We start from the raw sequence: 24,327 nt of genomic DNA, 5'->3' as shown, positions 1-24,327 counted from the left end.
CCTAGCCTTTGGCTATCACAATCACGTGCACCTCCACATCTTCTCCGATCTCCACGCCGACATGGCCGACATCAAGCCGATCGAGGCATTGCCCGGGGTCGATGTGGTCGTGGTCGCCGACGATGTTGGCGAGACGGGATCGCGCGTTACGCATCCCCTAGTACGCCAAATACTTGTGGCTAAGCGGCGCTGTAACTTATCTTAGCATCTGGATATTTCGCTATGAGCTGATCCAACTGCGGAAGAAAGTCGATGGACCACTGATTACTCAATGCCCACGTTTTTCCATCTGAAAAGAAGAGATCCCCGTCGTCGGTGTAGAACCTTTTCAGGTCGTACGGCGCTCCCGACGGGGTCCGCATCTCGGCGGCGGCTTTCCTAAATTCGGGCCCATCAACCTGCCCTGGGACGGACAAAAATTTACTGGAAGGCAGCACCTGCTGCAATTGTAAAACAGCTACCCCGCTTTTAACAAAACCCTTCACTGAAGCGAGAAATAGCGCCCTCTTGTAGAGCTTCGTGTACTCGTCATTGCCGATCTGTAGGTCATACCGCGTCCAGTCGAGGCCTCCGACTGAACTCTTGCGCTCCTCAGCGGCTTTCCTTCGGAGTTGGACCTGATATTCGGCGACCTCGGGCAATGGCACGACTTGGTGAACGTCGATCAAGACTTTTCCGTTCAACTCGTATGGTCGAACTCTCACGCATCGAATGTCCAAATCGCGTTCGTTGAGCCACAACACAGTTGTCGTGATCTCTTTAGAGAATGACGCAGAGACCAAGATAATGCGCACATCTTGAGCAAACTGTTGCCCCCGCGGCTCCTCCCAGCCCAAAAAGGTCAGGATGGCATTGTCGGCCTGGGCGCCATCCAGGCCACGCTTTTTAAGGAACTTATCATGCGCAGCTACCGCGTCAGCAAATGTCATGTTGCTAACCATGGCCGCATACCGGATAGCCTGAAGCTCCATATGGCCACCATCTTCGGTGCGCTTGAGTTCAATCACAACAAGATTGGCTTCCTTGTCCAAACAGAGAAGATCGATACTGCGCCATGAATCAGCCCAATCGCCAAACTCCTCGGCTAGGACCATCGTGTCCGGCGCAATCGCCTGAATATGCGACCTTAGAGCTATCTGAATATCCTGTTCGAGTATGTTCTTGGATGCGAACGTGATCTCTGTGAGTGGCGTAACAGACCTGTTGTCTAGCTCGTAGATCGGCACGAATCTCTCCCTTTGCGTCTTAATCTGACGATAAGTCAACGTGAGAAGCAACCGCAAGGTGCAGAATACGCTTGCGCATCGCTCGGCCTAAAGTCGACGCAGCAAGCGTAGGACGGATCAGCGCAGCGTCATCCGCCGCTTGACCGGAGCGGCGCGTTACGCTTCGCTAACGCGCCCTACGCGGCGATGCCTGGGCTTACCCCTTCTCCCACATGCACCTCCACATCTTCTCCGATCTCCACGCCGACATGGCCGACATCAAGCCGATCGAGGCGCTGCCCGGGGTCGATGTGGTCGTGGTCGCCGGCGATGTCTGCGAGGGGGCGGTGAACGGGTTTGCGCGGCTGCGCGAGATCGTGGCGGAGGACGTGCCGATCGTCATGGTGATGGGCAACCATGAATATTATCACCGCACCTACCCTGAGGAGCTGAAGCTGGCGCGCGCCGAGGCGGCGCGGTTCGGGGTGCATCTCCTGGAGAGCGAGGCGGTCGTGCTCGCGGGCGTACGCTTTGCGGGCGCCACGCTGTGGACCGACTATGCGATCTTCGGCCCCGGCAGCGAGGCGGAGGCCATGGCCGCCTGCGGGGACACGATGCACGACCACCGCTGCATCATCTGGCAGGACGAGCCGTGGCTGCGGTTCACGCCGCGGGAGGCGCTCGGCCTGCACCTGACATCGCGCACCTGGCTCACGGGCCTCTTGGAGACGCCGTACGACGGCCCGACCGTCGTCGTCACCCACCACGCCCCCGGCTGGGGCTCGGTCGCCGAGCGCTATCACAACGACCTGACCACCGCCGCCTTCGCCTCCGACCTCTCCGGGCTGATCCTCGCCACCCAGCCGGCACTGTGGATCCACGGCCACATCCACACGCCCTCGGACTATCGCGTCGGCACCACCCGCGTGATCTGCAACCCGCACGGCTATGGCCGCGAGAACCCGGATTTCGATCCGGAGCTGGTGGTGGAGGTGTAGTCGCCTGCTCGGCGTGGCTGGGCAGGCTCTCTCCTCCGTCATTCCGGGGCGCGCGAAAGCGCGAGCCCGGAATCCATAAGCACGAGCGGCTATGAGTTGCGAGATGCAGGCCGCGGCGATGTGTGCCCAGCCCCGCGGCCTGTGAGTATGGATTCCGGGCTCGCGCTGCGCGCGCCCCGGAATGACGTGGGGAGAGAACACGCACCCTTCTGCCGGCTCGGCCTCCGGCGCTACTTGAAGCACACCGCCTTGTCGCCCGCCGCGAACGAATTCCCCGGCATCGGCCGTAGCGGGAGCTACAGTGACGCTGCACTTTACTCGATCTGTTTGCGCTCGAACGTCCTCACCCACTCCCGCTGATCTTCCGTATCCGGCACGCGCACGCCGCGTGCGGCGGCGATCCGGTCGAAGGCCTCAGCTCCATCAATGCCCAGCCGAATCATCACGCAGGCCGCGATGACGGCGGAGCGGCCGATGCCGGCGCGACAATGGATCAGGACCGTCTGGCCGTCCGTCAGCCGCGCGGCGAGGTCGTGTGCGAGCCGCAACGCTACGCTGCGGCTCTCAGGAAGACCACGGTCGGGGATCGGAAATGACACGAAGGCCATGCCGTGCGACTGGCACAGCGCGGCCTCGCGCTGCAGGCCGAGGTCATGAACCTCAGCCGGCTCCAACAGGCTGACGACGACAGCGACGCCCTCGCCCTTCCAGGCGCCGATGTCGTCCGCCAGCCAGTCTTCCGCCCGCGGCCGCGCCGCGATGGCGAGGCGGCCGGCGGTGGGCAGGTCGATCCGGTGCAGGCGGGACATGGTGATGGTCCTGTCATGAATGAGCGTTCGTAACCCGGATGAGCGAGAGCGACATCCGGGATCGCGGCTGCCGAGACGGATGCACTCTCAGGCCCCCGAACATCATACCGCGTCCGCTACTCGATCCCCAGGATTTCCCGGAGCAGCGGAACGATCGCCGACACGCCGCAGTTTGCTACGAACCCAACAACGAAGGAGGTTCGTTCATGAAGATGGCAATCGTCTTGACGGCGGCTCTGTTCGCCGCTTCGCCTGTGTTCGCCGCAGAGACCGGCGCAAGTTCGCACGGCGCGTCGAAGAAAGCGCCCGGTCAGCAGATGCAGCGTAGCAAGCCGTCGACGGCGCCCGGCGCTTCGGAGTACGCGCCCGGTCATCAGAGCAACACCGCCGCCGGCCCGGGGCATTCCGAGAGCGCTCCTGGCCAGCGCATGACGACCACCGGCTCCAGCACGCATAGGAAGTAGTGGGCGCGCGAACGGGAACGATCCCGCTTCTCGGCCCCCCCTTTCGCTTGAAGACACAGAAAAGCCGTAAGCCTCTCAGTTCATCTTCCAGACATCCGAGGGAGTCACATGCGCAAAGCGATCTTCATCTTGGCAACATCGATTTCAACCGCGCTGATCGTGCCCGCCAGCGCGTTGCCTCGCGCTCCCCTTCAGGTCGATCGCGGCGCATCTGATCTCATCGAGGTGAGAGGCGGTCATGGCCATGGTCATGGTCACGGCTGGGGCCGCGGCGGCGGTCACCGGGCCTTCGGCTGGAGTCGCGGCCGAAAGGTGGGTTGGCGCGGTCATCACTGTCCGCCAGGCCACTGGAAGAAGGGATGGTGCTGATCAGCCGGACCAGGAGCGTTAGCAAGCGTAGGGCGGATGAGCGGAGCGTAATCCGCCGCTCGACCAGATCGGCGCGTTACGCTTCGCTAACGCGCCCTACGCAGCGAGCCCTGGGCTCCACCTCCCCGCCCGCCATGAACCTCCACATCATGGCGTGCCGATCGTCATGGTGATGGGCAACCATGAATTTGATCACCGCACCTTTCCCGAAGAGCTGAAGCTGGCGCGCGCCGAGGCGGCGCGGTTCGGCGTGCATCTCCTAGAAGACGAGGCGGTCGTGCTCGCGGGCGTGCGCTTTGCGGGCGCCACGCTGTGGACACGACCACGCGCTTCCCGCGCGCTTTGGTTGACCTGCATCAACAGGGTCGAAGTGAATCCGCATCAAGCTGTCATCGTCAGAGAAGCGGAGGCAGTATCATGGCCGACTCGCAAGCATCTCTCGTCCCATCCCACGACGCGCCCGATCCGCACCGTCAAATCGATTCAGCCGCTTGGGCCGTATTCTTCATCTGGCTCGGCGTAGTCATGCTCGCAGGGCTTCCCTGGGGCTGGTTCCTGGTGGGCGTCGGCATCCTCATCCTGGGCGCACAGATGGTGCGGACGCAACGGAGCCTAAAGGTCGACAGGTTCGGCGTGGTCATCGGGGTCATCATTCTTGCGGCCGGCCTGTGGGATCTTCTTGCCTTGCCGTTGCCGCTCATGCCGATGATCCTGATCGTGCTGGGCGGATATCTGCTCTGGAAGACGCTCTCGACGACGGAATCCCCCTGAAGCGGCGCACGAAACATCAGGAGGCTCGGATGAGCCGGACAGCCCCGTAGGGGCGGTTCGCAATGGTGGGCACGCGCCGCCTTGCGGCGGCGCTTTGCCTGCCCTACGGCGCTACTTGAAACACACCGACTTGTCGTTCGGGTCGAATGAATTGCCCGGCATTGGCCGCAGCGGGGTCAGCTTGGGGTTGGCGGCCAGCAGCCGCTTCGAATAGGCGCCGAGCGCGGCGTTCATCGTGTTCAGCCGGTCCTGGGCGTCGGTGCGTTGCAGCGGCAGGGTGACCACGCCAGAGTTGTAGACCTCGGCGCGGGACCATTGCTTGCCCTGCACGATGCGGCCGACGAGGCGCGACTTCAAATCGGCAGCGCTGTCACCGGCCGCGCTCTTGGCCCCGACGACGTTCGGCGGCAAGAGGCTCGGGTTGACGATCCAGCCGCGCGGCTTGGCGACGTTGTTGCCGAACAGGATCAGCTCGTCGACGGTGTTGTTCAGCGCCACATAGTCGCGCAGCGGCAGGCTGGCGTCGCCGGTGCCGGTCTCCTGGACGTGGCTCGCCAGATGCGGCCCAGTGGCGCAATAGGTGCCGAAGCTGAGCTTGATGCTGCCGGAGCTCATGGCCATGTAGCTGCCGACATCCGAGCCGCCCGGCGGCGACGGCGCGTCGTCGCCGCAGAAGGTGCCATGCGACGAGGCATCCTGCAGGGAGTGCAGATAGAGCCCGATCCGGGCGATCTGCACCGGCACCGGCGACTTCCTGGGATCGTCGAACAGCACGCCGGTCGTCCGGCTCTTGTCGTCCAGCCAGGACTTGAGCTGGGTGTAGTCGACGACGCCGTTGCTGTTGTCGAGCACCTTCGGTCCCGAGGTGATGTTGATGGCCGGTCCGATGGCGTAGTTCTCCAGCAGCGGCACGTTGCCGCTGATCGGCACGTTCGCCAGGCATTGCGGGCCGCTGAAGTTCGAGGAGCCGTTCGGCACCGTATATCCGGCGGTGCACAGCAGGCCCGGGCCGTCGTCGGGCTTCATCGCCCATTGCCGGAGATCGTACAGCGTGCCCTGATAGACGCTGTCGATGGTCACGGGATAGCCGGGCGGCGGATAGTGGAACGGATACACCGCCTGCACGCCGCTGGCGCCGTGCACGTCGGTGCCCTGCCCGTTCGGCGAGAAGTTCAGCAGGTAATGATACAGCGGCCCGTCGGTGGTGTTGTTGGTGCGCTGGAAGCCGTTGAACTTGGCGGTGATGTAGCTGGCGCCCGAATTGGTCGATGTCGCCTGCCCGCCGCACTGGTCGATCGGCGCATATTGTGCGTAGTCGGAATTCTCGTTGTAGGCGGCGATCCAATAGGCCACGTCGGCGCGATAGCCGAGCGCCTGGGCGATGAAATAGGTCGAGTCGGCGTGGATCATGCTGCGGCCGGGCGGAATGACGGCGAACTGCACCGCCTCGAGCAGGCAGCCCCGGTTGAGCGCCTCCGCCGGATTGCGGCACGCGCTGGCCGGCGCGAGACAATTCCTCAAGCCTTCCTTCACGCGCGGGATACAGATGTCCTCCAGGAACGCCTGCGCAGGGTGCGGCGCGGTCAGGCCCCAGCCGAGAACGGACGATCCCACGACGACGGAGAGGGTCGACAATGCAAAGCCAATGCGCATGCAAAACTCCTTGGTGATTGAAATCCAGTTGGTCGGGACTGAACGATGGCCAAACGCCACGTCTCTGAAGCCACGCGAAACGCTGCGTGAGGCTTGCCTCGCGGATTCGGCGAGGATGATTTGCCCCCATCTCGATCAAAATATCAACCTATAGTTGTTATGACGAATGCATCGCTTTCGCAAAGATGGCGCGCTGCTTGGCCCGCCGACGGCTCGCCGTTGACGCAGGTCTTTCAGACTCGCATCATCACGCCCTGATGTATCGCGATGTCACCGAGCCGCCGTCGGAGGTGCGCTATCGCTGCCCGTGCTGCCGCTTCCTCACCCTGGGTGAGCGCGGCGGGTTCGAGATCTGCCCGGTCTGCTATTGGGAGGACGACGGCCAGGACGACCACGATGCCGACCTCGTCCGGGGTGGTCCCAATGGAGCGCTGTCGCTGACCGAGGCACGCGCCAATTTCAAGACCCTCGGCGCCTCGGAGGCGGCGCATCGTGCGTGCGTCCGTCTCCCCCGGCGGACGGCGAACGCTAGCTCGTCGCACGATGCGGGACCGTCATCGGCCCGACGGGAGACGCCGGATGTTGTCATCGCTGGATGCCACCACGCCAGCATAGCGATCGCAGGCGAGCACCGAGCGCTAGCGTCATGTCGCAGGGAACGAGCCGTTCAGCTCGCTCCGTCTCGTTTGCCATGAGCGTCGTTCTTCTCGCGCTGAGGAGAGATCTTCCAGTCGCGACCTGCCTTACGGTGGTCCCAATCGATGCCGGGTCCCATCCGATGCAGCGTGTGCTGCTTCTGACGTTCGCTGGTCGACTGCCCCTTCTCTCTTGCCGGCACGCCTGAACTCGCTTTGGTCTCCGCGGGATTGGGGGAAGGTTTTCCTTGCCCCTGAGCGAACAAGGGATTGAGGCTGACTGACGCCAGCAAGATGATCATGAAGGCAAAAGTACGCATGGAACAGCTCTCCCTTTGCATGTCACATCGACCATCCGGCCGCGACCTCGACAGGAGCACTCTGAAGGTCGCGGGCGGCTGCGGATTGATCTGGATCAGATATCCCGCGGGACTAGGCAATCGCGGCTCGCCGGAGCGGATTGACCAGCGATGAATGGAACATGCCTTTGCCTGAGCCGTTCCTGGGTGAAGTGCGGATCGCGGCTGTTTACAGAGCAGACAGATGACCAAGTTTGCGAAGGGCGACCACGTCTCCTGGAACTCGGAGGCCGGCCGCGTGACCGGACGCATCGTCGCGGTGCATGTGCGCGACTTCGACTACAAGGGCTATCGTCACCGCGCCAGCAAGGACTCTCCGCAATACGAGATCAAGAGCGACAAGAGCGACCACATCGCCGCTCACAAGGAGAGCGCCTTGACCAGGGTGAGCGGCGATGAGGCTCGCGGTTCGCAGGGATGACCGAGCACTCACCCGCCAAGACCGCAATGACACGGGCGCGCGACGCGCTTCCCGTCTTCACCATCGGGCACTCCACGCGGACGATCGCCGAGTTCGTCACGCTGTTGCGGGCCGGCGAGGTTCAGCTCGTCGTCGATATCAGGCGCATCCCGCGCTCGCGGACCAACCCGCAGTACAATTCGGAGGTGCTGCCGGCCGAGCTCGCGCGCCATCAGATCGGCCATCTGCGCATTGCCGAGCTCGGCGGCCTGCGCAAGACGAGCGGCATTTCACCGGACACGAACGGCTTCTGGACCAACAAGAGCTTCCATCATTACGCTGACTACGCCCTGTCCAATGACTTCCGGCGCGGCTTCGATCGCCTGCTGACCGTGTCGGCCGCGCAACGCACGGCCATCATGTGCGCGGAGGCGGTGTGGTGGCGCTGTCATCGTCGCATCGTCGCCGACTACCTGATCGATGCCGGCCGCGCCGTGTATCATCTCATGGGCCACGACGAGGTTCGTGCGGCGACGTTATCTGAGGGTGCGGTGCGAGCCGGCGACAGATTGACCTATCCCGGCTCGAACAACGAATGACACGCAACTCGCGCGCAGCCGACGCGCTCCGCAGGCTAGGTCTCCTCCTCCATCGTCACCGCGACGGCGCCGATGGCCGACAGCCGCACCTTGTCGCCTTCGACCTCGGCGACGAGACCCTTGTCGATGAAGTGATGATGCCCCTTGTGGCTGCCCTCGCCGCTGTCCTTCCTGGTCAGCTTGATGCGGTTGCCGTCGACGCGGTCGACGGTGCCGACATGCACGCCGTCGGCGCCGATGACTTCCATGTGTTCCCTGATGTCCTGCATGACGCGTCTCCTTCGTGGCTGATGATGGGTCTGAAACTGCCTCAACCGGCGGGGTGCCCGAACTGTTCCGTCCGCGTACCTAGCCGTCGGGCGGATCAGCGCAGCGTGATCCGCCATTCCTCCGCAGGCAGCGGTTACGGCTGCGCCAAACCCCGCCCTACGGACTCTCGTCATTGCGAGGAGCCGAAGGCGACGAAGCAATCCAGGGCGGCACGAGAATTCTGGAGTGCCGCGGATCCTGGCACGGGCTGCGCCTCGGCGCGGACCCGTCGGCTGGCCTTGACGCGAAAATCCGCCTGCGCCGACAGGCCATTTTCATCAGCGGCCTCAAGCTGATCTGGCCTGTCCAGTCCTTCGGTGAAAAATAAATCACTTTCGCTTTTTCAAAAATCATGATTGTCTACGCCCATCCCGGCCCGCCGAGAGGGGTGCATCGCGATCGTCACGAGACGTGGGCCGGAGATGCGGTGGCTGTGAGTGTGCCGCAGCGGGCTTGAGGCCCGCCGACGAACGGCACGCTTGCGGACGTGAAGACGCGTGGTCCTGGCGCCCCGAAGCTGGCGCCAAGTGCGGTGGTGATGATGATCGCGCCGTGCGACGGTGGCTAACAAGCCGGACACCGGGGAGATCGCGACATAAGCGTGAAAACCATCGCGCGGGGAATGCCGGGATGCCTCGGCTGAACCTGTGGTGACTGCCGCCTGCTTATCTTCTGCAGGCGGGCCATGGGTGCGGCCAGCGCCCGGCATTCCCCGCGCCCTCTCCCTTCAGAGGGCCAACGACCGGCAAGGCTCGGGCGCCATCTGCGTCGCGGGATCGCGCCCGCTTGGCGATGCTACGCCTTGCGCACGGTGCAGAGGAAGCCCTCCACCGCCACGCGGAAACGATCGGCATCGGTGGACATGCGGCGGACGGAGTCGACCATCGCCGCGCCCGCATTGCCGGTCTGGCGGTTGAGCGCTGCGACCGAGCCAATCGTGTCGGTCACGGCGCGGGTGCCCTGGGCGGCATGCTGGAAGTTGCGCGAGATCTCGGTGGTGGCGGCGCGCTGCTCTTCGACCGCCGCGGCGATCGCCGTCATCTTCTCGTCGATGCTGGAGATGTTGTGGCTGATGGCGCGGATCGCCTCGACCGACTCGCCGGTGGCGGCCTGGATCTCGGCGATCTGGCGGGTGATGTCGTCGGTGGCGGTCGCCGTCTGCGCCGCGAGGTTCTTTACCTCGCCGGCGACCACGGCGAAGCCGCGGCCGGCTTCGCCGGCGCGCGCCGCCTCGATGGTCGCGTTGAGCGCCAGCAGGTTGGTCTGCGCGGCGATCGCGGTGATCATCTTGACCACCTCGCCGATGCGGTTGGCGGCGCGGTCGAGCATCTCGACGGTGGCGTTGGTCTGCGCCGCCTTCTCCACCGCCTGGCGCGCATCGGCCGCCGAGGCCTGCACCTGGACCGCGATCTCGGAGACCGACGCGGTCAGCTCCTCGGTGGCGGCGGCGATGGTCTCGAGATTGGTGGTCGCGGTCTCCGCGGCGCTGGCGACCGCGGCCGTCTGCTCGGTGGACTCATCGACCAGCTTGCGGACCTCGCCGGCGCTGGAATCGAGCTGGCCGGTCGAGTTGCCCATGCTGACGATGACCGCCTGCACGGTGTCGTCGAAGCTCTTGCAGGCGCTGTCGATCGCCTGCGAGCGCTCCAGCCGGCGGCCCTGGTCGAGCTCGCGCTCACGCGACAGCTGCTCGGCGGTGGCGGCGCTCTCGCGCAGGCCCTCGAGGGCGGCAGCCATGGCGCCGAACTCGTCGGCATGAGCGAACTGCGGCACCGGCGTCTGGTAGTCGCGCTGGCCGATGCGCTGGATCGCCTGCATCAGGACGCCGACCGGGCGCATCAGGCGGACGCGCACCGCGCGCAGCGCCAGGCCGGCCACCACGAGCGCGGTGATGAAGGCGAGCGACTGGACGATCAGGCTGCTCAGCGCCGCGGTCTTGATCTCCTCGGCGCGCGCGATCGAGCCGTCGAGCGCGGTCATGCCGATGGCGATGATGCCGGCGAACGGGCCCTGGCAGAACGCGTTCCATTCCGGCGCCGGCATCGCCGGCTTGCCGCTGCCGTCAAACCCCTTGGCGAGCTGGTCCATGCGCTGATGCGCGGCCTCGACCTCGGCGCGCGAGGTCTTCACGGCCCCGGCGAGCCCGGTGCTGCCGCCCCCCGCCAAGAGGTCGTCGAGCCCGGACCAGCCGGCCGCGACGGTGCCGCGCCATTGCGCGATCGCGCCCTTCTGGGCGTCGTCGAGCGGCTTGGAGGCGTTGATGTTGGGACGCAGCGCCGAGCATTGCAGGCCGTAGCGGTCGCGGACCTGCCAGGCCAGCCGCCGCGCCTGCACCATCTTGGCGATCGCCGGATCGGTCATCCAGGCGCGGTTCGAGACGGCGAGCGAGGCGGCGTTGGCGACGTCCAGCGTCTTGGTCATTGCCTGGTACCAGGCCTGCGTACGCGCCAGCACGCGTTCGGAGCGCGGCTTCGCGGCTTCATCGAACAGCAGCTTGAACTGCGGAACCGTGGCGTCCCAGCTCGATTTCAACCCGGCCATGAGGTCGTCGCGCTCGGGCATGTCGACGCCGGCGAGCGCGGCGACGATGCCGTCATAGCCCTTGGCCTCGATGCCCTGATATTCGGTGAGCTTGGCGCGCGGATCGTCCTCGCTCAGCAGCACGCTCTGGATGTCGCCGCGGTGGGCGCGCATGACCAGGACGTTCTGGAAGATCGCCTTGTCGGCCGCGGTCAATTGCTCGGTCGCGACGCTCTCGCGATAGCGGCCCGCGGCGCCGCTCATCAGGATCGCCGTGGACACCAGGATGCCCGCCGCCAGCACCGACAACAGCACCATCAGCAGAGTACTGACCGATTTCTTCATCACGCCCCGCCCCACACCAGAAAGTGGCAGGATGACGCGATTGCACAAATTCTTCCTTAACCATGGACCGGCACACCGGCGGCCGAGGTAATCAGTTGCCGAAATCCCCTGCCCCACGCCAACAAAAAATGCGCAAGCCGCAACGCGGCAGCCGCTGGCGCGCGCTGCGGCGCGATGCGAAGCGAATCGCAGGGCGCGGTGCGCAGTGGCTGGGCCGGACGGTGGGCGCGGCGCCGCGATGGATCAAGATCGCCTGCGGCGCCTTGGTGCTGCTCGTGACCTTCGCGCTGGTCAATCTGGCCTATCACGTCCTGCGCAAGCCGACCGAGCTGTTCGTGGTGACGGGTCATTCGCTCGACAAGGAGCCGGAAGAGACTTGGCGCCAATATGGCGCGCTGTTCCGTGAGAGCTCGACACGATCGATCACGCCGGAGCTGCTCGCCGCCCTGGCGCAGACCGAGAGCTCGGGCAATCCGGTGGCGCGCACCTATTGGCGCTGGCGCTTCGCATGGAATCCGTTCGCGCTGTATCAGCCGGCGTCCAGCGCCGTCGGCTTGTTCCAGATGACCGACGGCGCCTTTGCCGACGCCGCACGGTTCTGCATCCGGGATCACGAGGTGGTCAGCGACGGCTGTGGGTCACCGAGCCTGTACGTCCGCGCATGGCCGGCGCATGCGGTGGCGCTCACGGTGATCTCGCTCGACCGCCAGGTCGCTGCCGTGCTCGCGCGGCAGCCTGGCGCCAAGCCGAGCGCGCAGCAGCGGCAGGATCTCGCGGCCGTCATTCATCTGTGCGGCGCCGGGCCGGCGGCCGGGTTCGCGCGCCGTGGCTTCAAGCCGGCGGATGGCGAGCGCTGCGGCGACCATTCGGTCGCCGGTTATCTCGGCCGCGTCAATGCGATGAAGAAGCAGTTTCAGAAGCTCTCGGCGGCGGAGCAGAGCTAGCGCATGGCGCCCGCTCGGCAACATCGCAGCCCGCCCGGTTCCGCGTTAAGCACGTCGGATTCACTGATGTGGGCAAAGCGCGCCCGTTAAGACATTGGCAACGAACTGCCGCGCATTTTCTCCGTCCCATTAGTACAGGAGTCACCATGTCAGAGATCGGCATTCCCGGCGCGCGCATCCGGTCCTTCATCGAGCGGATCGAGCACCTCGATGGCGAATTGGCGGAGCTGAACGAGCAGAAGAAGGAAGTGTTCGCCGAGGCCAAGGGGGAAGGCTTCGACGTCAAGATCCTGAAGGAGATCATCAAGCTCAGGAAGCAGGACCAGGACGAGCGCGACGAGCACGAGACGCTGCTCGACACCTATCTCCGGGCGATGGAAGCGGCCGAGACCGGGCCGGCCAGCAAAACCCCCGAGCGCAAGGCGGCGTGACGCTGCCGACCGACGATGGCGGCGCGCAGCCCATCTGCGCCGCGCGCTGCCCTCCCCGGGATTTTCCTTGCCCGGTTCCATCCGAGCCTCTAACGCTGCGCTACGCTTCTGCCCGCGCCCGAGGATGAGATGACCGACGCAATGACCTGCCCGCAATGCCGCTCCGAGCACGCCTATCAGGACGGCGCGCTATGGGTCTGTCCCGAATGCGGCCATGAATGGAGCGGCGACGCCGCCGTTGCGGCATCGGCCGGCGACGACGCCAGCATCCGCGACGCCAACGGCAACGTTCTGGCCGACGGTGACAGCGTCATCGTCATCAAGGACCTGAAAGTGAAGGGATCGTCGTCGGTGGTGAAGGGCGGCACCAAGGTGCGCAACATCCGCCTGCAGGAGGCGAGCGACGGCCACAACATCGCCTGCAAGATCGACGGCATCGGCCAGATGAACCTGAAGTCGGAGTTCGTGCGCAAGGCGTAGAGCCTAGTGCTCCCGGAACATTCGCGACGCCATGGCGTTCGGATCAACAACGGGAGGATGGCCATGCTGACGGACGACCAGATCGCGACGCTTTCGGATATCGGCCAGGCGATCGCCTTCTCGCCCGACCGGCAGGACGAACTCGATGGACTGATCCGCGAAGGTTATGTCGCCAAGGACGGCGACATCTACGAGCTGACGGCGAAGGGGCAGAAGATCCTGACCGATCGAGGTGCCGGATTGAACGAGGCCTGACGGACCGGAGGCTCGCAGCACCGGGCATCGGGGCGTCGGTATCAGCGCCACCGGAAAGTCTGGCATCCGGCCAAATATCATGCGGGGAATCGGCGGTTCGTCTGCAGACACCCTTGCGAATCGAACTCTGATTCACCCAATGAACGGCGATATTCCGCCCGAAGACCGAAAACAATGTCCGCGGGCGCCGCAGGACTGCGCAGGCGCTGCCTGTTATTTGACGCAACAGGTCCGGCTCAGGCCCGGCACTCAGGCCGAACAGCACAACACGGGCAAATCGCCAATTGATCGAGCAGCAAACGCAGGCCGGTTGCCCAACGCTGCGTGATCCAAGCAGTGAATCCGTCACGCTTCTGTGGTCATGAAGTGACACCCGTAGCAATCCGTTCCGTAGCAGCACGGCGTGGATTCATAACTTGGCATGAACTCTGCTTTCCCGATCCTGACCGGGTCCCACTCTTTGGAGGCAGAATCAACGTGCTCGTCACTCTCGTCGCAATGCTATGCAACGGCCAGCTCTGCATGGAGAAGGTCGTCACCAACAGCGAGATGTCCGGCATCACGATGACATCCTGCGCCGTCAGCGCGCAGATCGGAATCGCAGACTGGATGTCCAAGGGTCCCTATCACGAGTGGCATCTGCAGAGTTACAAGTGTGTCGCCGGCAAGTACGTGCCGAAGACCAACGCCTGATCCGCTTTGTCCGTCCGGCTGGCGCCCGGATATCCGGGGCCGGCCGGCCAGGCGGAAGAGCTCTGCACTGCTGTCGAATGTTCGACCCCAGTCGCGTCGCATTCGGGACATGCGCAGCAAAAAACGCTGCCGTCAGCGTGCAAACGCGCCCTGAATCGGCGAATTCGATGCGCAATGGCGCTGGCCCGCTTCGTGCAACGCCCCTCAGCGACAATGAGGGATGACGTCATGCCGTTCTACAGCTTCCATTGCGCAGCCTGCGCAGAGGATATCGAGTTGCTGATCGGGATTTCTGAAAGGCCGGTCTGTCCGACCTGCGGCAGTCGCAAGCTGACCCGCCTGCCCTCGCTACCGGCGCCGCCAGCGCGCAGCCCCGGCCTGATCAAGGCGGCGCGCAGCCAGGCAGCACGCGAGGGGCACCTCAGCAACTACAGCCGCGCCGAACGGAAGAAGCGCTGACCCGGCCGCGGCCGCCGGCCCTCGGCCTCAGTCCGATGTGATCTGCACCTCGGGCACGTCATCCTCGGGATCGTCGATGTCGAGGCCATCCTCCTCGTCCAGATCGATCCCGGAGAGGCAGATGTCACCGTCGTCGATCACGAGCTCGACCGGGGACAACGTCCGGCCCTGGCAGGGCCCGATGAAGCATTGTCCGGTATCGAGGTCGAACTGCGCACCATGCTCGCCACAAACGAGGAAATTGCCTTCCTCGTCCATGAACTCGCCCGGATGCTTGTCGAGGCGGGCGCCCTGATGCGGGCAGGCATTCTCGAAGCCATAGAAATTGTTGCCCTTGCGCGTGACCAGGATCGGCCAAGGCTTGGCGCTGCCGTCGGGCTCGCGGCGCTGGAGAACGAAGCCCCGCGCCGCGCCATCGTCCACCTCATAGGTCGCGCAGATCGCAAACAGCGTGCTCATCATCCGCCTCTTCTCGCCTCGCCCGGCGTTCTTGGCGCATCCGCGACATCACAGGCGCGCTGAAGAGGGTCGCAGCAAGCAGCATGCCAGCCAGTGCCTGACAGGCAGATCGCGGGCCTCAGACCGCTCGCATGCCGAGGCGGCCGATCCCGGGAAATTTCAGCGCCGGCCGACGCAGATCGACGCCGAGAACTCCCCCGAAGAAGTTCAGCTCGACGCCCTCGATCCACCCGACGGTGACACCGAGATAGCCGCCGAGCGATACGAACAGACCGGTCCCGGAGGCCGTGCGCCCCCACCAGCCGTCAAAGGGGAAGTCCTTGCCGATTGCGGTTGGCGGCAGCACGGCGTTCAGCTCAGGAACCGCGTTCAGCGCCGCCTGCACGAAGGTGTTCGAATTCGGCCCCGGCCAGGCGTTGTAGTCGCCATAGGCGCGGAAGCGGTAGTTCTCGATCACGCTGCGGATCCTCGGGATCACCCGCTCGGCTTCATCGCCGTCGACGGCCAGCACTGTCTCCGGCAATGCACCGAACCAGCGACCATCGGGCGCGAAGCCATCGACCCGGATCGGCTCACCCCACGCGGTGTAGTCGTAGCGGGTGTAGCGCGGGCCGCCCTTCTCCTTCACGACGATCCAGGTGTGGACCGCGAAGATGCCACGCCAACGCACCGTGCGCGCAGCGAATACGCGCACCATCGCGTCGGCATGCTGCGCCGGCGATGGCAGCAGGCCCGCGCTCGAACGGTCCGCAGTCTGCCAGCTGCCGCGACGATCGCCGCGCAGATAGTTCGCGGCCGACAGCGAGATGGGCACGAAGATGAGCAGGAGGAAAGCGAGCACGGGCTTTTTCACGATGGGCGAGAACAATGGAGGCACCGAGGAGTGACAGCCATGTAGTCATCGCGCCCGCCCTCGCCAGCGCCGGCCGGCACGCCACCTTCACAATCCGGACACCAGGGCAGCGCTGATGACTCAGTGCCGACGGAAACCACCGTCCGGGCCGGAACGCCCGCCGCCGCGAGGGCCGCTGACGCCGACACGCGCAGCGCCCATGGCGGGGCCGCCCCCGATATGCGCCAAGCCGATTTGCGGCGAAGTCCCGATCATGCGCATGCCGCCCATCTGCGCGCGGGCGCTCTGCGGCGCACCGCTGCTTCGGCTCATCAATGGCTGCACCATGGGTGGCGTTGCAGCTCGAGCGGGAGCACCAACCACGACCGGAGGTGCGCCGGGGCCGGCGGCAGTCGCAGGCGGCACACGACCTTGCATGCCCGAAGGCGGTCCGGATCGTTGGCCCGTGCCGGCGACCGCGCCCGCTCCGGCGCTAGGCTGGATCATCCCGCCGGGACCACGACCCGGCATCCCCGGGGTCATGCCAGGCTGAGGCGGATTTTGCGCGATGACCGGCGGATGGCGATGCCAGTAGCGGTTCCAGAACGCGTGCCGATGATACCAAGGCCGTCCGAAATAGAAGCTGCTCCAATAGGTGGTCAGCGTGAAGCCGACAGTCGGCACGTACTCGACATATTCGGGCAGGTAGACGTACTGCTCACGATACAGATAGGCGAGCGTCCGCGCCGCGACCCAGCCGCGTTCGCCTCCGAAGCTGACATCGCACCATGCGCCGCCTTGAATGCAGCCATGGATGGTGATCCTGGCGCCGACTGGAATGCGCTCGACGACGGGAAAACCGGGGCCGGGTCCTGCGCGCATGGTGGCCGCGGTGCGCACCAGGCCCGGCGCGGCCACCGCCAGCGAGGCGGGCGTGACAATCAACAGCGCAGCAACGAGACACGGTCTGAGTTTCACCACGGGCGCCCTCCTGTCTGTTTGCCCGAGCGAGCTCGGGCGCGAGACTCTCGCGCCCCGCATGCGCGGCTCAGGCATCCGGTCCACGGGGATGGTTGCAGACTATCGCGGCAACCTCACGGCGCTCCGTTGTCGGAGAGGAGTTGCGCTGCTCCACCGAGAGCACGGCGAAATGCTTCGTCGAACGTCACGCCACGGAATTGCCACCGATCTTGCTTGCCAGCGCGATCGAGGCGCCATTGCGTGACCCAGCCCAGTTCGGCATCGTCCCAGGTGAGATCGCCAAAGAGCATGACATCAGCGCCGGGAAACCACGGCGCAACCGCCGCGGACTGGACATCGTTCAACTTGGTCCGCTCAATGGCGGCCTTCGAGACCTCGGAGGCGCTTGGCAGAGCGATCTCGAGTCCACGCTTGACGGCCGCTGCGCGCAGCGCGTCGCGCTGCAGATCGGTCCTCCGGTCGTCGGATGCAACGAAGAAAGTACGACCGCCCGACGTCATCGCCACGATCACGGCAATCGACGGGCGCGGCGCTGGCCACGGCTTGATGTTCAAGCTCGCAAGCAACTGATCGATCCGCGCGCGATCGAATGACACAGTCAAGTCATACGGACGGTCGCGCGTGCCCTGCTCGTCGTGCTTCGGCTTGCCCGACATCTGATCGTGATAATCGAAGCCGGTGACGAACTCCGCTGCCCGCGCCTCGAGTGGCGCGAGCCTTGCGTCGTTCCTGAGCTGAAATGCACCGGACACCTTGATCAGCACGTCTTCCAGACATGCTGCAAATGCCGCCCGGCGATTGTCCTCGCCCTGACCGGTCACGACCGTCTGCGCCTGGTACAGGTCGGTCGGAGCCGCATTCGCAATAGTGCAGGCCCCGACGACCATCATCGCCCAGAGCCCGAGACGCCATACGCCCCAACCGCGGAGAGCACCGCACTGCCTCTGCCTCATCGCGCCCTCGATCCGGCTATGTCGGCTATTTCTGCCGGTCGAGCTTGACGATCGTCGGTGTGGCGGCGTCGGACGTCGAGAACGTCACGCGATCGCCGGCGTGGATGTTCTCGATCATGGCATTGTCCTTGATCTTGAACTCCTGGGCCGCTCCGGCCGTGTTGGCACCGACGGTCCCGTTGGGAACGCGCTTGATCGCGATCGTGCCGTTGAGACGGTTGATCCCCGTGACCATGCCCGCCGTGTCTTGCTCCGCTGCCAGAGCGGGCCAAGTCCCCGCAAACAGGGCGACCGTCGCCAGAGTAATGCCAACTGCTCTCATCGCTGTTCTCCTGCCTTGCTTCTCGCGGCAAACAAAACACCACGAATTCTTTGGTTCCCGGAACCTTCAGCTTCGTCGCTGACGACTTTGGGCCGTCTAACGCGCCACATCAATGCGCCGTGCAGCCCGTTTGTCGCCCCCAAGCACTACGCCTACATAAAACATGCTGATCGTCTCCGCCGCTGCGGACGACGCGCGCTCGACCGGGCGCAATCGCGAACCTTCTTCGACCGACACGGCTCGGCCACCCTCATGTAGTGATTTGCACGGATTTGTCATCAGACCAGCGCGTGATCAAAGTTTTCCTGCACTCGCAGTATCGACGCCCCGTAACGCCGAATTCATCAATGCGTCAGGATGCGCCTTGACAGCACAGGCAGCCGGGAGGACGATAACCGCGTCGTCCAATCTCGGTGGCCGTTCCTGACGACGCCGCGATGTCCGAACGACAACAAACCATCTGATTGCAGGGAGGTTCTATGACTCCACCTCCGTACCAGATCCGCTGAGTGCGACGGGACTCGCTTCGGACCATCGCATAGCGGCAAATCACGAACGGCACGCCGGGTCGCGGCTTAGTGGGCTGCATCAGCGAGGCATGGCCCCTTGCCCGCCCGGCGCTGTGCCGTCCATCTGGATCACTTCAGCGCGAGCTTTGTAGCTATCTGCGGCTTGAGGCCCGATACTCGGGTTGATACTGCGCAACGCGAACATTGGAACGTGTGATCAGTCGATCGCGTGCAGCAATCAGTTGACCAATGGCAGCCGAGATACCCGCTCGCGGCATCGCCGCATTCCCAATGTCCCCGACCAATATCCCCGAACGAAATCCTTCATCGCCTGATGCACGGCGGGTGCAGGCGCCACCCGCCGCCGAAGCAATCTGCCGCAGCTACTTGCTGTAGTCGTAGAAGCCCTTGCCGGTCTTGCGGCCGAGCTGGCCTGCGGCCACCATCTCCTTCAGCAACGGCGCCGGCCGATACTTCGGATCGTTGAAGCCGTTGTAGAACACCTCCATCACCGACAGCATCGTGTCGAGACCGATCAGATCGGCCAGCGCCAGCGGACCGATGGGGTGATTGCAGCCGAGCTTCATGCCCTCGTCGATGTCGGCCGCGGTGGCAATGCCTTCCGAATACGCGAAGATCGCCTCGTTGATCATCGGGCACAGGATGCGGTTTACGGCAAAGCCCGGGCTGTTCTTCGCGGTGATCGCGACCTTGCCGATCCGCTTGGCGAAATCGGCGGCGGCCGCATGGGTCGCATCCGAGGTCTGCAGGCCGCGGATCAGTTCGAGCAGCGCCATCATCGGCACCGGATTGAAGAAGTGCATGCCGATGAATCGGTCGGGCCGGTCGGTGGCGGTGGCCAGCTTGGTGATCGAGATCGAGGAGGTGTTGGTCGCGATCAGCGCCTCGGGTTTCAGACCGGCAGAGAGGTCCTTGAGGATCTTGAGCTTCAACTCCTCGTTCTCCGTGGCGGCCTCGATGACCAGGTCGCAGTTCGACAGCTTCGCTTTGTCGGCGGTGCCGGTGATGAGCGACAACGCCCTGTCCTTGTCGGCGGTCGTCATCTTCTCCTTCTTGACCAGGCGATCGAGGCTGGAGCCCACCGTCGCCAGCCCGCGCGCCACGGCCTGCTCCGAGATGTCGACCATGACGACCGGAACGCCCGCGGCGGCGCACACCTGCGCGATGCCGTTGCCCATGGTGCCTGCTCCGATGATGCCGACCGTCTGAATCATTGCCGCTTCCTCTCAGTCTCGTATCCGCGGGGACCGCCCCGTCCTGCGCAGTTGCTTAACAGGCTATCGGCCGGCCGGGTAGACCCAAGGCGGCGGGCTGAGAAGGGGCCGGCTGCCCCGCGGTTCGACGGCACCGGGAGCGAACGGTCGCCCCGGGGTCCAAACCAAGAGCCGGCAGACAACCGGCACGGCGCCCAGCCAGAGCCAGCCGCCCGCACCCGCGCCGACGGCGCCGCGCAACGACGCGGCCGGCGACAGCGCGCGCGGCACCGGTCCGCTGAACAGGACCGCTGACCGACACGCCGGCACGGGCGCCCGGGCGGCGGCGGCCGTCGCGTGACGTTGCGTGAGCGCCACGCCAAATCCGTCGGTGTCATCGGAACACCTGTTGAGGCCGACGGTTCTCCACGCTGCAACAGGTCCAATCGAGGAGACCGCCGTGGCGACCGCCGAAACCACCCGACCATCCCCGGAGCCAACGGCGCAGATCGCACGGCATCCGATCCATCCGATGCTGGTGCCGTTCCCTATCGTCTGCTTCATCGGAGCGTTCGTCACCGACATCGCCTATTGGCGGACCGCTGAAATCATGTGGGCGGATATCTCCGCCTGGCTGCTGCTGGTCGGACTGATCATGGGCGTGCTGGCCGGCATCGCCGGGCTCATCGACTTCCTTGGCAATCGGCTGATCCGGTCGCAGGCACCGGCCTGGCCGCACATGGCCGGCAACCTCATCGCCCTGGTGCTGGCCTTCTTCAACAACTTGGTCCATTCACGCGATGCCTGGACCTCGGTCGTGCCGACCGGCCTCATCCTGTCGCTCGTCACGGTGCTGATCCTGCCCGTCACCGGCTGGCTCGGTTGGTCGCTCGTGTATCGTCACAGGGTGGGAGTCGCACGATGACGCCGTCCGGCTCCTCCCGCCTCGCGCCTCTGCTCACAGCCCTCCTGCTCGGAATATCCGCGCTTGGTCTCACCGCGTGCAACGAAGGCGGCGATCCGAACGCCGAGATCGGCGCCAACGTCAAGCTGCCCGCATTGACGCAATACCTGTTGCCGCCGATGAACGTCGCCACGGTGGTCGGCTGGAAACAGGGCGAGACTCCCAAAGTCGCGCCGGGCCTGAAGATCGAGGCGCTCGCGACCGGCCTGCAGCATCCGCGCTCGCTCTACACGCTGCTGGACGGCGACGTCCTGGTGGTGGAATCGAAAGCGCCGCCCCCGCCGCCGGCGAAACGGCCGAAGGATCTCGTGATGGCCCTCGTCGAATCCTGGGCCACGTCGGGCGGCAACACCGGAGCGAGCAACCGCGTCACATTGTTGCACGACGCCAATGGCGATGGCATTCCCGAGCAGCAGAGCCTGTTCATCGACCATCTCAATTCGCCGTTCGGGATCGCTCTGGTCGGCAACGATCTCTACATCGCCAACACCGACGCCATCGTTCGATATCCCTACACGCCGGGCGAAACCCAGATGAAGGATGCGGGCACGACGCTTGCCGCGCTGCCGGGCGGCCCGATCGATCATCACTGGACCAAGAGCCTGGTGGCGAGCCCCGACGGCCGGTTGCTCTATGTGGGCGTCGGCTCCAACAGCAACATCACCGAGAACGGCATCGAGGCCGAGAAGAACCGTGCCGCCATTCTCGAGGTGGATCGCACCACGGGACGCTGGCGGGTATTCGCGAGCGGCCTGCGCAATCCGAACGGATTGAGCTTCGAGCCGCAGAGCGGCGCGCTGTGGACGGTCGTGAACGAGCGTGACGAGATCGGTCCGGACCTCGTGCCCGACTACATGACCTCGGTGAAGGACGGCGGCTTCTATGGCTGGCCATACAGCTATTACGGCCAGCATGTCGATCCCCGCGTGCAGCCGCAGCGGCCGGACCTGGTCGAAAAGGCCATCGTCCCGGACTACGCGCTCAGCTCGCATGTCGCGCCGCTCGGCATGACGTTCTACACCGCCAGCGCACTGCCGCAGGCCTATCGCGGCGGCGCGTTCGTCGGCGAGCACGGCAGCTGGAACCGCACGCCGTTGAACGGCTACAAGGTGGTCTACGTCCCCTTCGATGGCGGCAAGCCGAACGGCGAAGCCCAGGACGTCGTGACCGGCTTCCTCAATGATCGGAACGAGGCGCGCGGCCGGCCGGTCGGTCTCGCCGTGGACAAGACCGGCGCCCTGCTGATTGCCGACGATGTCGGCAATACGGTCTGGCGCGTCACGGCATCCGGCGGCTGACGGCCTTCAGCCGAATGACGCGAAGAATGGAGGACGATATGGGACTGGCTCAATACGCCATCGTTGCAGTCGGCGATCATTGGAGCGTGCTGCATGACGGCAACGCCCATGGCGACTACGCGACCAAAGAGGCTGCGTTCGAATCCGCTGCATCAGCTGCGACGCTGGCCATCAAGCAAGGCCACGAGGTGCATCTCAGCGTTCCGGGCAATGACCCCGATCGCTCGAACAACTAATCAGCACCACAACACTCATCGTGGGTTCCGACGGGACCTCCAGGGATAGTGAAGTGCACGCTAACGTGTGTTAGCGACAGCCCCTCGGCAGGGCAGCAGACTCATGTTCGGAGGATCAACAGGAGTTTCGCCATGAAGGTCACCCGGAACCGGCGCAAGCAGACAGTGTCGTTCCGCCAGCGGCTGCAGCAGGCTGCAGCCGCTGCCCGCGAGGCGGCAGCACGTCTTCCCGCAGGCCCCGAACGCGACATCATGCTGAAGAAGGCGATGCAGGCGGAGACGGCGGCGCATATCAACGAGCTGTTGAGCGCGCCGGTGCTGCACGCCGCGGAGCGCTAGACCACGCGCCGTATCGTCTGCTGCGGCTCTGAAAGGAACCCGAACGCCATCACGACGCTTTGCTTTCGAGGTCTTGTCTCAGCGAGAGGACGATGATGGCCCGGGTCGTGATAGGCACATCGGGATGGCACTACGAGTCCTGGCGCGGCGCGTTCTTTCCGCCGGGACTGCTGATCAGACATCGGCTGCCCTACTACGCCAGCCAGTTCGAGACCACCGAGCTGAATGGCGTGTTCTACAGGACACCGACGGAAGCTGCCGTCCGCGGCTGGCGCGATCAGACCGGGCCCGATTTCGTTTTCGCCTGGAAGGCCTCCAAGTTCATCACGCATTGGAAGCGCCTGTCTGCGCGCTCGGTCAACAGCATCGCGCTGATGGAGAGCCGGCTGTCGCTGCTCGGCGACAAGGCCGGCCCCGTGCTGTTCCAGCTGCCGCCGCAATTCGAAGCGAATCCAGAACGGCTCGAGTCGTTTCTGCCGCTGCTGCCGACGCACCGGCGCTACAGCTTCGAATTCCGTCACCCGAGCTGGTACACACCGGCCATCATGCGCCTGCTGAGGGACGCGAACATCTCGCTCTGCCTGTCGGACCATCACGACGCGCCGGCGCCGTGGAGGCGCACGGCCGATTTCGTCTATGTGCGCGGCCATGGTCCGGGCGGCCGCTACAAGGACAACTATCCGGACGCGACACTCGAGGCCTGGGCCAAGCGCATGCGCGCCTGGGCGTCGCGCGGCATCGACGTCTACGTCTATTTCGACAACGACCAGAAGAGCGCGGCACCCGCCGACGCTCTGCGGCTACGTCGGCTGCTCGCGGCGTCTTCTCACCGGGCAGGCCGCGCAGCGCGCGCCAGCTCGTCCGAACATCGTGCACATCTCTCGGTTTAGGTCTGCAACCAACGAGAGGAACGATCCGCGCGACGCACACTCATCACGCTCGGTTGCCTGGTGCTGGCGGGCCCTTCCCTCGCCCAATCCGTCGGCGAAAAGACCGGGGTGAATTCGGCGCTCGGCATTGTCGCCGGGCACGGAGGACTTCGTCAAGCAGGTCGCCATCAGCGACATGTTCGAACTACAGTCGAACCAGCTCGCCGAGCAGAAGGGCAACGCGCAGGAGAAGAGCTTCGCCGCGCAGATGGTCAAGGATCACACCAAGACGTCGACCGAGCTGAAGAGCATGGTCGAGAGCGGCAAGGTCAAGGTCCAACTGCCCGCCGCTCTCGACAGCGCGCATCAGAGCAAGCTCGACAAGCTGAAGGCCGCGAGCGGCAAGGACTTCAGCTCGGATTTCGACGACATGCAGGTCAGCGCCCACAAGGACGCGGTGTCGCTGTTCGAGCGCTATGCGAAGGGCGGCGACAATCCGGCGCTGAAGGAATGGGCCGGCAAGAACCTGCCGGCCCTGCAGCATCATCTCGAAATGGCGCAGAACCTCGACAAGGGCAAGCGAGCGAACGATATGAGCGCCGGTCCGAGCTGGCCCTCATGATGTTCGGATGCTGTGCCGTGCAGTCCCGTCG

32 protein-coding genes and 1 pseudogene are annotated in these 24,327 nt (G+C 64.9%); 20 read left to right on the top strand and 13 right to left on the bottom strand.

What is annotated here, in order from left to right:
* Nucleotide 1 precedes the first annotated feature (1 nt).
* Together ACQR0W_RS11805 and ACQR0W_RS11800 are read right to left on the bottom strand one after the other, a co-directional pair.
* Entirely contained in the window at nucleotides 2-154 is a 153-nt protein-coding gene (locus ACQR0W_RS11805; RefSeq protein ID WP_316170449.1) for a hypothetical protein, read from the bottom strand.
* Nucleotides 155-179: 25 nt separating this feature from the next.
* On the bottom strand, nucleotides 180-1,226 hold the full coding sequence (locus ACQR0W_RS11800; protein WP_316170448.1) for a hypothetical protein: 1,047 nt from the start codon (nucleotides 1,224-1,226) through the stop codon (nucleotides 180-182).
* 212 nt (nucleotides 1,227-1,438) lie between these two features.
* On the opposite strand from ACQR0W_RS11800, the gene ACQR0W_RS11795 reads away from it, so the two are divergent.
* On the top strand, nucleotides 1,439-2,203 hold the full coding sequence (locus ACQR0W_RS11795; RefSeq protein ID WP_316170447.1) for a metallophosphoesterase: 765 nt from the start codon (nucleotides 1,439-1,441) through the stop codon (nucleotides 2,201-2,203).
* 314 nt (nucleotides 2,204-2,517) lie between these two features.
* Here ACQR0W_RS11795 and ACQR0W_RS11790 read toward each other — a convergent pair whose 3' ends face one another.
* Nucleotides 2,518-3,012, bottom strand: a complete 495-nt coding sequence (locus tag ACQR0W_RS11790; RefSeq protein WP_316170446.1) for a phosphatase domain-containing putative toxin — start codon at nucleotides 3,010-3,012, stop codon at nucleotides 2,518-2,520.
* A 206-nt stretch (nucleotides 3,013-3,218) separates the two neighbouring features.
* Here ACQR0W_RS11790 and ACQR0W_RS11785 point away from each other — a divergent pair, with 206 nt between their 5' ends.
* The 4 genes from ACQR0W_RS11785 to ACQR0W_RS11770 all read left to right on the top strand — a co-directional run bounded on the left by ACQR0W_RS11785 (nucleotide 3,219) and on the right by ACQR0W_RS11770 (nucleotide 4,616).
* On the top strand, nucleotides 3,219-3,476 hold the full coding sequence (locus tag ACQR0W_RS11785) for a hypothetical protein (protein WP_316170445.1): 258 nt from the start codon (nucleotides 3,219-3,221) through the stop codon (nucleotides 3,474-3,476).
* Between the two features lie 108 nt (nucleotides 3,477-3,584).
* On the top strand, nucleotides 3,585-3,845 hold the full coding sequence (locus ACQR0W_RS11780) for a hypothetical protein (RefSeq protein ID WP_315712249.1): 261 nt from the start codon (nucleotides 3,585-3,587) through the stop codon (nucleotides 3,843-3,845).
* 154 nt (nucleotides 3,846-3,999) lie between these two features.
* Entirely contained in the window at nucleotides 4,000-4,368 is a 369-nt protein-coding gene (locus tag ACQR0W_RS11775; RefSeq protein ID WP_316170444.1) for a hypothetical protein, read from the top strand.
* Between the two features lie 2 nt (nucleotides 4,369-4,370).
* On the top strand, nucleotides 4,371-4,616 hold the full coding sequence (locus ACQR0W_RS11770) for a hypothetical protein (RefSeq protein WP_316170443.1): 246 nt from the start codon (nucleotides 4,371-4,373) through the stop codon (nucleotides 4,614-4,616).
* Between the two features lie 111 nt (nucleotides 4,617-4,727).
* On the opposite strand, the gene ACQR0W_RS11765 is transcribed toward ACQR0W_RS11770, so the two are convergent.
* Nucleotides 4,728-6,269, bottom strand: coding sequence for a hypothetical protein (locus ACQR0W_RS11765; RefSeq protein WP_316170442.1), 1,542 nt, complete (start codon nucleotides 6,267-6,269; stop codon nucleotides 4,728-4,730).
* A 185-nt stretch (nucleotides 6,270-6,454) separates the two neighbouring features.
* Between ACQR0W_RS11765 and ACQR0W_RS11760 the strand changes: the two genes are divergently transcribed.
* Nucleotides 6,455-6,964, top strand: a complete 510-nt coding sequence (locus ACQR0W_RS11760) for a CPCC family cysteine-rich protein (RefSeq protein ID WP_410051827.1) — start codon at nucleotides 6,455-6,457, stop codon at nucleotides 6,962-6,964.
* Here the strand turns inward: ACQR0W_RS11760 and ACQR0W_RS11755 are convergent.
* Complete coding sequence (locus ACQR0W_RS11755; RefSeq protein ID WP_315712254.1) at nucleotides 6,937-7,224, bottom strand: hypothetical protein; 288 nt, start codon at nucleotides 7,222-7,224, stop codon at nucleotides 6,937-6,939. The two genes, ACQR0W_RS11760 and ACQR0W_RS11755, sit on opposite strands and share 28 nt — an antisense overlap.
* A gap of 223 nt (nucleotides 7,225-7,447) precedes the next feature.
* Here ACQR0W_RS11755 and ACQR0W_RS11750 point away from each other — a divergent pair, with 223 nt between their 5' ends.
* Both ACQR0W_RS11750 and ACQR0W_RS11745 read left to right on the top strand, forming a co-directional pair.
* Nucleotides 7,448-7,684, top strand: coding sequence for a DUF2945 domain-containing protein (locus ACQR0W_RS11750; protein WP_315712256.1), 237 nt, complete (start codon nucleotides 7,448-7,450; stop codon nucleotides 7,682-7,684).
* A complete protein-coding gene (locus ACQR0W_RS11745) occupies nucleotides 7,681-8,262 on the top strand; it encodes a DUF488 domain-containing protein (RefSeq protein ID WP_316170441.1) in 582 nt (193 codons plus the stop codon). The genes ACQR0W_RS11750 and ACQR0W_RS11745 overlap by 4 nt, the downstream gene beginning before the upstream one ends.
* Before the next feature lie 35 nt (nucleotides 8,263-8,297).
* On the opposite strand, the gene ACQR0W_RS11740 is transcribed toward ACQR0W_RS11745, so the two are convergent.
* Entirely contained in the window at nucleotides 8,298-8,531 is a 234-nt protein-coding gene (locus ACQR0W_RS11740; RefSeq protein ID WP_315751727.1) for a DUF2171 domain-containing protein, read from the bottom strand.
* Between the two features lie 835 nt (nucleotides 8,532-9,366).
* Nucleotides 9,367-11,436 carry a methyl-accepting chemotaxis protein gene (locus ACQR0W_RS11735; protein WP_316170440.1) on the bottom strand — a complete coding sequence of 690 codons (2,070 nt, stop codon included), beginning with the start codon at nucleotides 11,434-11,436 and terminating at the stop codon, nucleotides 9,367-9,369.
* Nucleotides 11,437-11,564: 128 nt separating this feature from the next.
* On the opposite strand from ACQR0W_RS11735, the gene ACQR0W_RS11730 reads away from it, so the two are divergent.
* The 6 genes from ACQR0W_RS11730 (at nucleotide 11,565) to ACQR0W_RS11705 (ending at nucleotide 14,698) form a co-directional block, all read left to right on the top strand.
* On the top strand, nucleotides 11,565-12,380 hold the full coding sequence (locus tag ACQR0W_RS11730) for a transglycosylase SLT domain-containing protein (RefSeq protein WP_409999243.1): 816 nt from the start codon (nucleotides 11,565-11,567) through the stop codon (nucleotides 12,378-12,380).
* 146 nt (nucleotides 12,381-12,526) lie between these two features.
* Nucleotides 12,527-12,811 carry a DUF2312 domain-containing protein gene (locus ACQR0W_RS11725; RefSeq protein WP_315712263.1) on the top strand — a complete coding sequence of 95 codons (285 nt, stop codon included), beginning with the start codon at nucleotides 12,527-12,529 and terminating at the stop codon, nucleotides 12,809-12,811.
* Nucleotides 12,812-12,940: 129 nt separating this feature from the next.
* A complete protein-coding gene (locus ACQR0W_RS11720; RefSeq protein ID WP_315751729.1) occupies nucleotides 12,941-13,291 on the top strand; it encodes a zinc ribbon domain-containing protein YjdM in 351 nt (116 codons plus the stop codon).
* 63 nt (nucleotides 13,292-13,354) lie between these two features.
* Nucleotides 13,355-13,546, top strand: coding sequence for a hypothetical protein (locus tag ACQR0W_RS11715; RefSeq protein WP_315712266.1), 192 nt, complete (start codon nucleotides 13,355-13,357; stop codon nucleotides 13,544-13,546).
* Nucleotides 13,547-14,023: 477 nt separating this feature from the next.
* Complete coding sequence (locus ACQR0W_RS11710) at nucleotides 14,024-14,239, top strand: hypothetical protein (RefSeq protein ID WP_316170439.1); 216 nt, start codon at nucleotides 14,024-14,026, stop codon at nucleotides 14,237-14,239.
* A 228-nt stretch (nucleotides 14,240-14,467) separates the two neighbouring features.
* Nucleotides 14,468-14,698, top strand: coding sequence for an FmdB family zinc ribbon protein (locus ACQR0W_RS11705; RefSeq protein WP_316170438.1), 231 nt, complete (start codon nucleotides 14,468-14,470; stop codon nucleotides 14,696-14,698).
* A gap of 27 nt (nucleotides 14,699-14,725) precedes the next feature.
* Here the strand turns inward: ACQR0W_RS11705 and ACQR0W_RS11700 are convergent, their stop codons facing one another.
* The 6 genes from ACQR0W_RS11700 to ACQR0W_RS11675 all read right to left on the bottom strand — a co-directional run bounded on the left by ACQR0W_RS11700 (nucleotide 14,726) and on the right by ACQR0W_RS11675 (nucleotide 19,989).
* The gene (locus ACQR0W_RS11700) at nucleotides 14,726-15,160 is read right to left on the bottom strand and encodes a Rieske (2Fe-2S) protein (protein ID WP_315712272.1); all 435 of its coding nucleotides are present in this window, start codon (nucleotides 15,158-15,160) and stop codon (nucleotides 14,726-14,728) included.
* Nucleotides 15,161-15,275: 115 nt separating this feature from the next.
* Nucleotides 15,276-15,998 carry a DUF3750 domain-containing protein gene (locus ACQR0W_RS11695; RefSeq protein ID WP_315751730.1) on the bottom strand — a complete coding sequence of 241 codons (723 nt, stop codon included), beginning with the start codon at nucleotides 15,996-15,998 and terminating at the stop codon, nucleotides 15,276-15,278.
* A gap of 132 nt (nucleotides 15,999-16,130) precedes the next feature.
* Nucleotides 16,131-16,970: an SH3 domain-containing protein gene (locus tag ACQR0W_RS11690; RefSeq protein WP_316170437.1), complete on the bottom strand. Its 840-nt coding sequence runs from the start codon at nucleotides 16,968-16,970 to the stop codon at nucleotides 16,131-16,133.
* Between the two features lie 113 nt (nucleotides 16,971-17,083).
* Nucleotides 17,084-17,860: a DUF2066 domain-containing protein gene (locus ACQR0W_RS11685; protein ID WP_316170436.1), complete on the bottom strand. Its 777-nt coding sequence runs from the start codon at nucleotides 17,858-17,860 to the stop codon at nucleotides 17,084-17,086.
* Nucleotides 17,861-17,948: 88 nt separating this feature from the next.
* On the bottom strand, nucleotides 17,949-18,245 hold the full coding sequence (locus ACQR0W_RS11680) for a copper-binding protein (protein WP_315712278.1): 297 nt from the start codon (nucleotides 18,243-18,245) through the stop codon (nucleotides 17,949-17,951).
* Between the two features lie 892 nt (nucleotides 18,246-19,137).
* A complete protein-coding gene (locus tag ACQR0W_RS11675; protein WP_315751733.1) occupies nucleotides 19,138-19,989 on the bottom strand; it encodes a 3-hydroxybutyryl-CoA dehydrogenase in 852 nt (283 codons plus the stop codon).
* A gap of 439 nt (nucleotides 19,990-20,428) precedes the next feature.
* On the opposite strand from ACQR0W_RS11675, the gene ACQR0W_RS11670 reads away from it, so the two are divergent.
* The 6 genes and pseudogenes from ACQR0W_RS11670 (at nucleotide 20,429) to ACQR0W_RS11645 (ending at nucleotide 24,296) form a co-directional block, all read left to right on the top strand.
* The gene (locus tag ACQR0W_RS11670) at nucleotides 20,429-20,893 is read left to right on the top strand and encodes a DUF2231 domain-containing protein (RefSeq protein WP_315751734.1); all 465 of its coding nucleotides are present in this window, start codon (nucleotides 20,429-20,431) and stop codon (nucleotides 20,891-20,893) included.
* Nucleotides 20,890-22,230 (top strand): PQQ-dependent sugar dehydrogenase, encoded by a 1,341-nt coding sequence (locus ACQR0W_RS11665; protein ID WP_315826831.1) that lies wholly within the window; start codon nucleotides 20,890-20,892, stop codon nucleotides 22,228-22,230. Before ACQR0W_RS11670 ends, ACQR0W_RS11665 begins: the two co-directional genes overlap by 4 nt.
* Before the next feature lie 38 nt (nucleotides 22,231-22,268).
* Nucleotides 22,269-22,466 (top strand): hypothetical protein, encoded by a 198-nt coding sequence (locus ACQR0W_RS11660; protein ID WP_315712282.1) that lies wholly within the window; start codon nucleotides 22,269-22,271, stop codon nucleotides 22,464-22,466.
* Nucleotides 22,467-22,598: 132 nt separating this feature from the next.
* Complete coding sequence (locus tag ACQR0W_RS11655; protein WP_315712284.1) at nucleotides 22,599-22,805, top strand: hypothetical protein; 207 nt, start codon at nucleotides 22,599-22,601, stop codon at nucleotides 22,803-22,805.
* 95 nt (nucleotides 22,806-22,900) lie between these two features.
* Nucleotides 22,901-23,695, top strand: coding sequence for a DUF72 domain-containing protein (locus ACQR0W_RS11650; protein WP_315826941.1), 795 nt, complete (start codon nucleotides 22,901-22,903; stop codon nucleotides 23,693-23,695).
* Nucleotides 23,696-23,737: 42 nt separating this feature from the next.
* Nucleotides 23,738-24,296 (top strand): annotated as a pseudogene (locus ACQR0W_RS11645) (DUF4142 domain-containing protein).
* Nucleotides 24,297-24,327 lie beyond the last annotated feature (31 nt).

Origin of the sequence: Bradyrhizobium sp. HKCCYLRH1034, from assembly GCF_051168375.1 — a bacterium.
GTDB lineage: Bacteria > Pseudomonadota > Alphaproteobacteria > Rhizobiales > Xanthobacteraceae > Bradyrhizobium.
The sequence above is the reverse complement of the archived record's forward strand: the minus strand, read 5'-3'. Positions and strand labels throughout refer to the sequence as shown.

Excerpts from the sequence above, each read along its gene's own strand:
- ACQR0W_RS11780 (WP_315712249.1), top strand. The coding sequence starts at position 3,585 with ATGCGCAAAGCGATCTTCATCTTGGCAACATCGATTTCAACCGCGCTG.
- ACQR0W_RS11785 (WP_316170445.1), top strand. The coding sequence starts at position 3,219 with ATGAAGATGGCAATCGTCTTGACGGCGGCTCTGTTCGCCGCTTCGCCT.
- ACQR0W_RS11680 (WP_315712278.1), bottom strand. The coding sequence starts at position 18,245 with ATGAGAGCAGTTGGCATTACTCTGGCGACGGTCGCCCTGTTTGCGGGG.
- ACQR0W_RS11715 (WP_315712266.1), top strand. The coding sequence starts at position 13,355 with ATGCTGACGGACGACCAGATCGCGACGCTTTCGGATATCGGCCAGGCG.
- ACQR0W_RS11790 (WP_316170446.1), bottom strand. The coding sequence starts at position 3,012 with ATGTCCCGCCTGCACCGGATCGACCTGCCCACCGCCGGCCGCCTCGCC.
- ACQR0W_RS11750 (WP_315712256.1), top strand. The coding sequence starts at position 7,448 with ATGACCAAGTTTGCGAAGGGCGACCACGTCTCCTGGAACTCGGAGGCC.
- ACQR0W_RS11730 (WP_409999243.1), top strand. The coding sequence starts at position 11,565 with ATGCGCAAGCCGCAACGCGGCAGCCGCTGGCGCGCGCTGCGGCGCGAT.
- ACQR0W_RS11700 (WP_315712272.1), bottom strand. The coding sequence starts at position 15,160 with ATGATGAGCACGCTGTTTGCGATCTGCGCGACCTATGAGGTGGACGAT.
- ACQR0W_RS11665 (WP_315826831.1), top strand. The coding sequence starts at position 20,890 with ATGACGCCGTCCGGCTCCTCCCGCCTCGCGCCTCTGCTCACAGCCCTC.
- ACQR0W_RS11675 (WP_315751733.1), bottom strand. The coding sequence starts at position 19,989 with ATGATTCAGACGGTCGGCATCATCGGAGCAGGCACCATGGGCAACGGC.
- ACQR0W_RS11650 (WP_315826941.1), top strand. The coding sequence starts at position 22,901 with ATGGCCCGGGTCGTGATAGGCACATCGGGATGGCACTACGAGTCCTGG.
- ACQR0W_RS11745 (WP_316170441.1), top strand. The coding sequence starts at position 7,681 with ATGACCGAGCACTCACCCGCCAAGACCGCAATGACACGGGCGCGCGAC.
- ACQR0W_RS11770 (WP_316170443.1), top strand. The coding sequence starts at position 4,371 with ATGCTCGCAGGGCTTCCCTGGGGCTGGTTCCTGGTGGGCGTCGGCATC.
- ACQR0W_RS11705 (WP_316170438.1), top strand. The coding sequence starts at position 14,468 with ATGCCGTTCTACAGCTTCCATTGCGCAGCCTGCGCAGAGGATATCGAG.
- ACQR0W_RS11760 (WP_410051827.1), top strand. The coding sequence starts at position 6,455 with ATGGCGCGCTGCTTGGCCCGCCGACGGCTCGCCGTTGACGCAGGTCTT.
- ACQR0W_RS11765 (WP_316170442.1), bottom strand. The coding sequence starts at position 6,269 with ATGCGCATTGGCTTTGCATTGTCGACCCTCTCCGTCGTCGTGGGATCG.
- ACQR0W_RS11660 (WP_315712282.1), top strand. The coding sequence starts at position 22,269 with ATGGGACTGGCTCAATACGCCATCGTTGCAGTCGGCGATCATTGGAGC.
- ACQR0W_RS11755 (WP_315712254.1), bottom strand. The coding sequence starts at position 7,224 with ATGCGTACTTTTGCCTTCATGATCATCTTGCTGGCGTCAGTCAGCCTC.
- ACQR0W_RS11805 (WP_316170449.1), bottom strand. The coding sequence starts at position 154 with ATGCGTAACGCGCGATCCCGTCTCGCCAACATCGTCGGCGACCACGAC.
- ACQR0W_RS11685 (WP_316170436.1), bottom strand. The coding sequence starts at position 17,860 with ATGATGGTCGTCGGGGCCTGCACTATTGCGAATGCGGCTCCGACCGAC.
- ACQR0W_RS11725 (WP_315712263.1), top strand. The coding sequence starts at position 12,527 with ATGTCAGAGATCGGCATTCCCGGCGCGCGCATCCGGTCCTTCATCGAG.
- ACQR0W_RS11735 (WP_316170440.1), bottom strand. The coding sequence starts at position 11,436 with ATGAAGAAATCGGTCAGTACTCTGCTGATGGTGCTGTTGTCGGTGCTG.
- ACQR0W_RS11740 (WP_315751727.1), bottom strand. The coding sequence starts at position 8,531 with ATGCAGGACATCAGGGAACACATGGAAGTCATCGGCGCCGACGGCGTG.
- ACQR0W_RS11655 (WP_315712284.1), top strand. The coding sequence starts at position 22,599 with ATGAAGGTCACCCGGAACCGGCGCAAGCAGACAGTGTCGTTCCGCCAG.
- ACQR0W_RS11720 (WP_315751729.1), top strand. The coding sequence starts at position 12,941 with ATGACCGACGCAATGACCTGCCCGCAATGCCGCTCCGAGCACGCCTAT.
- ACQR0W_RS11795 (WP_316170447.1), top strand. The coding sequence starts at position 1,439 with ATGCACCTCCACATCTTCTCCGATCTCCACGCCGACATGGCCGACATC.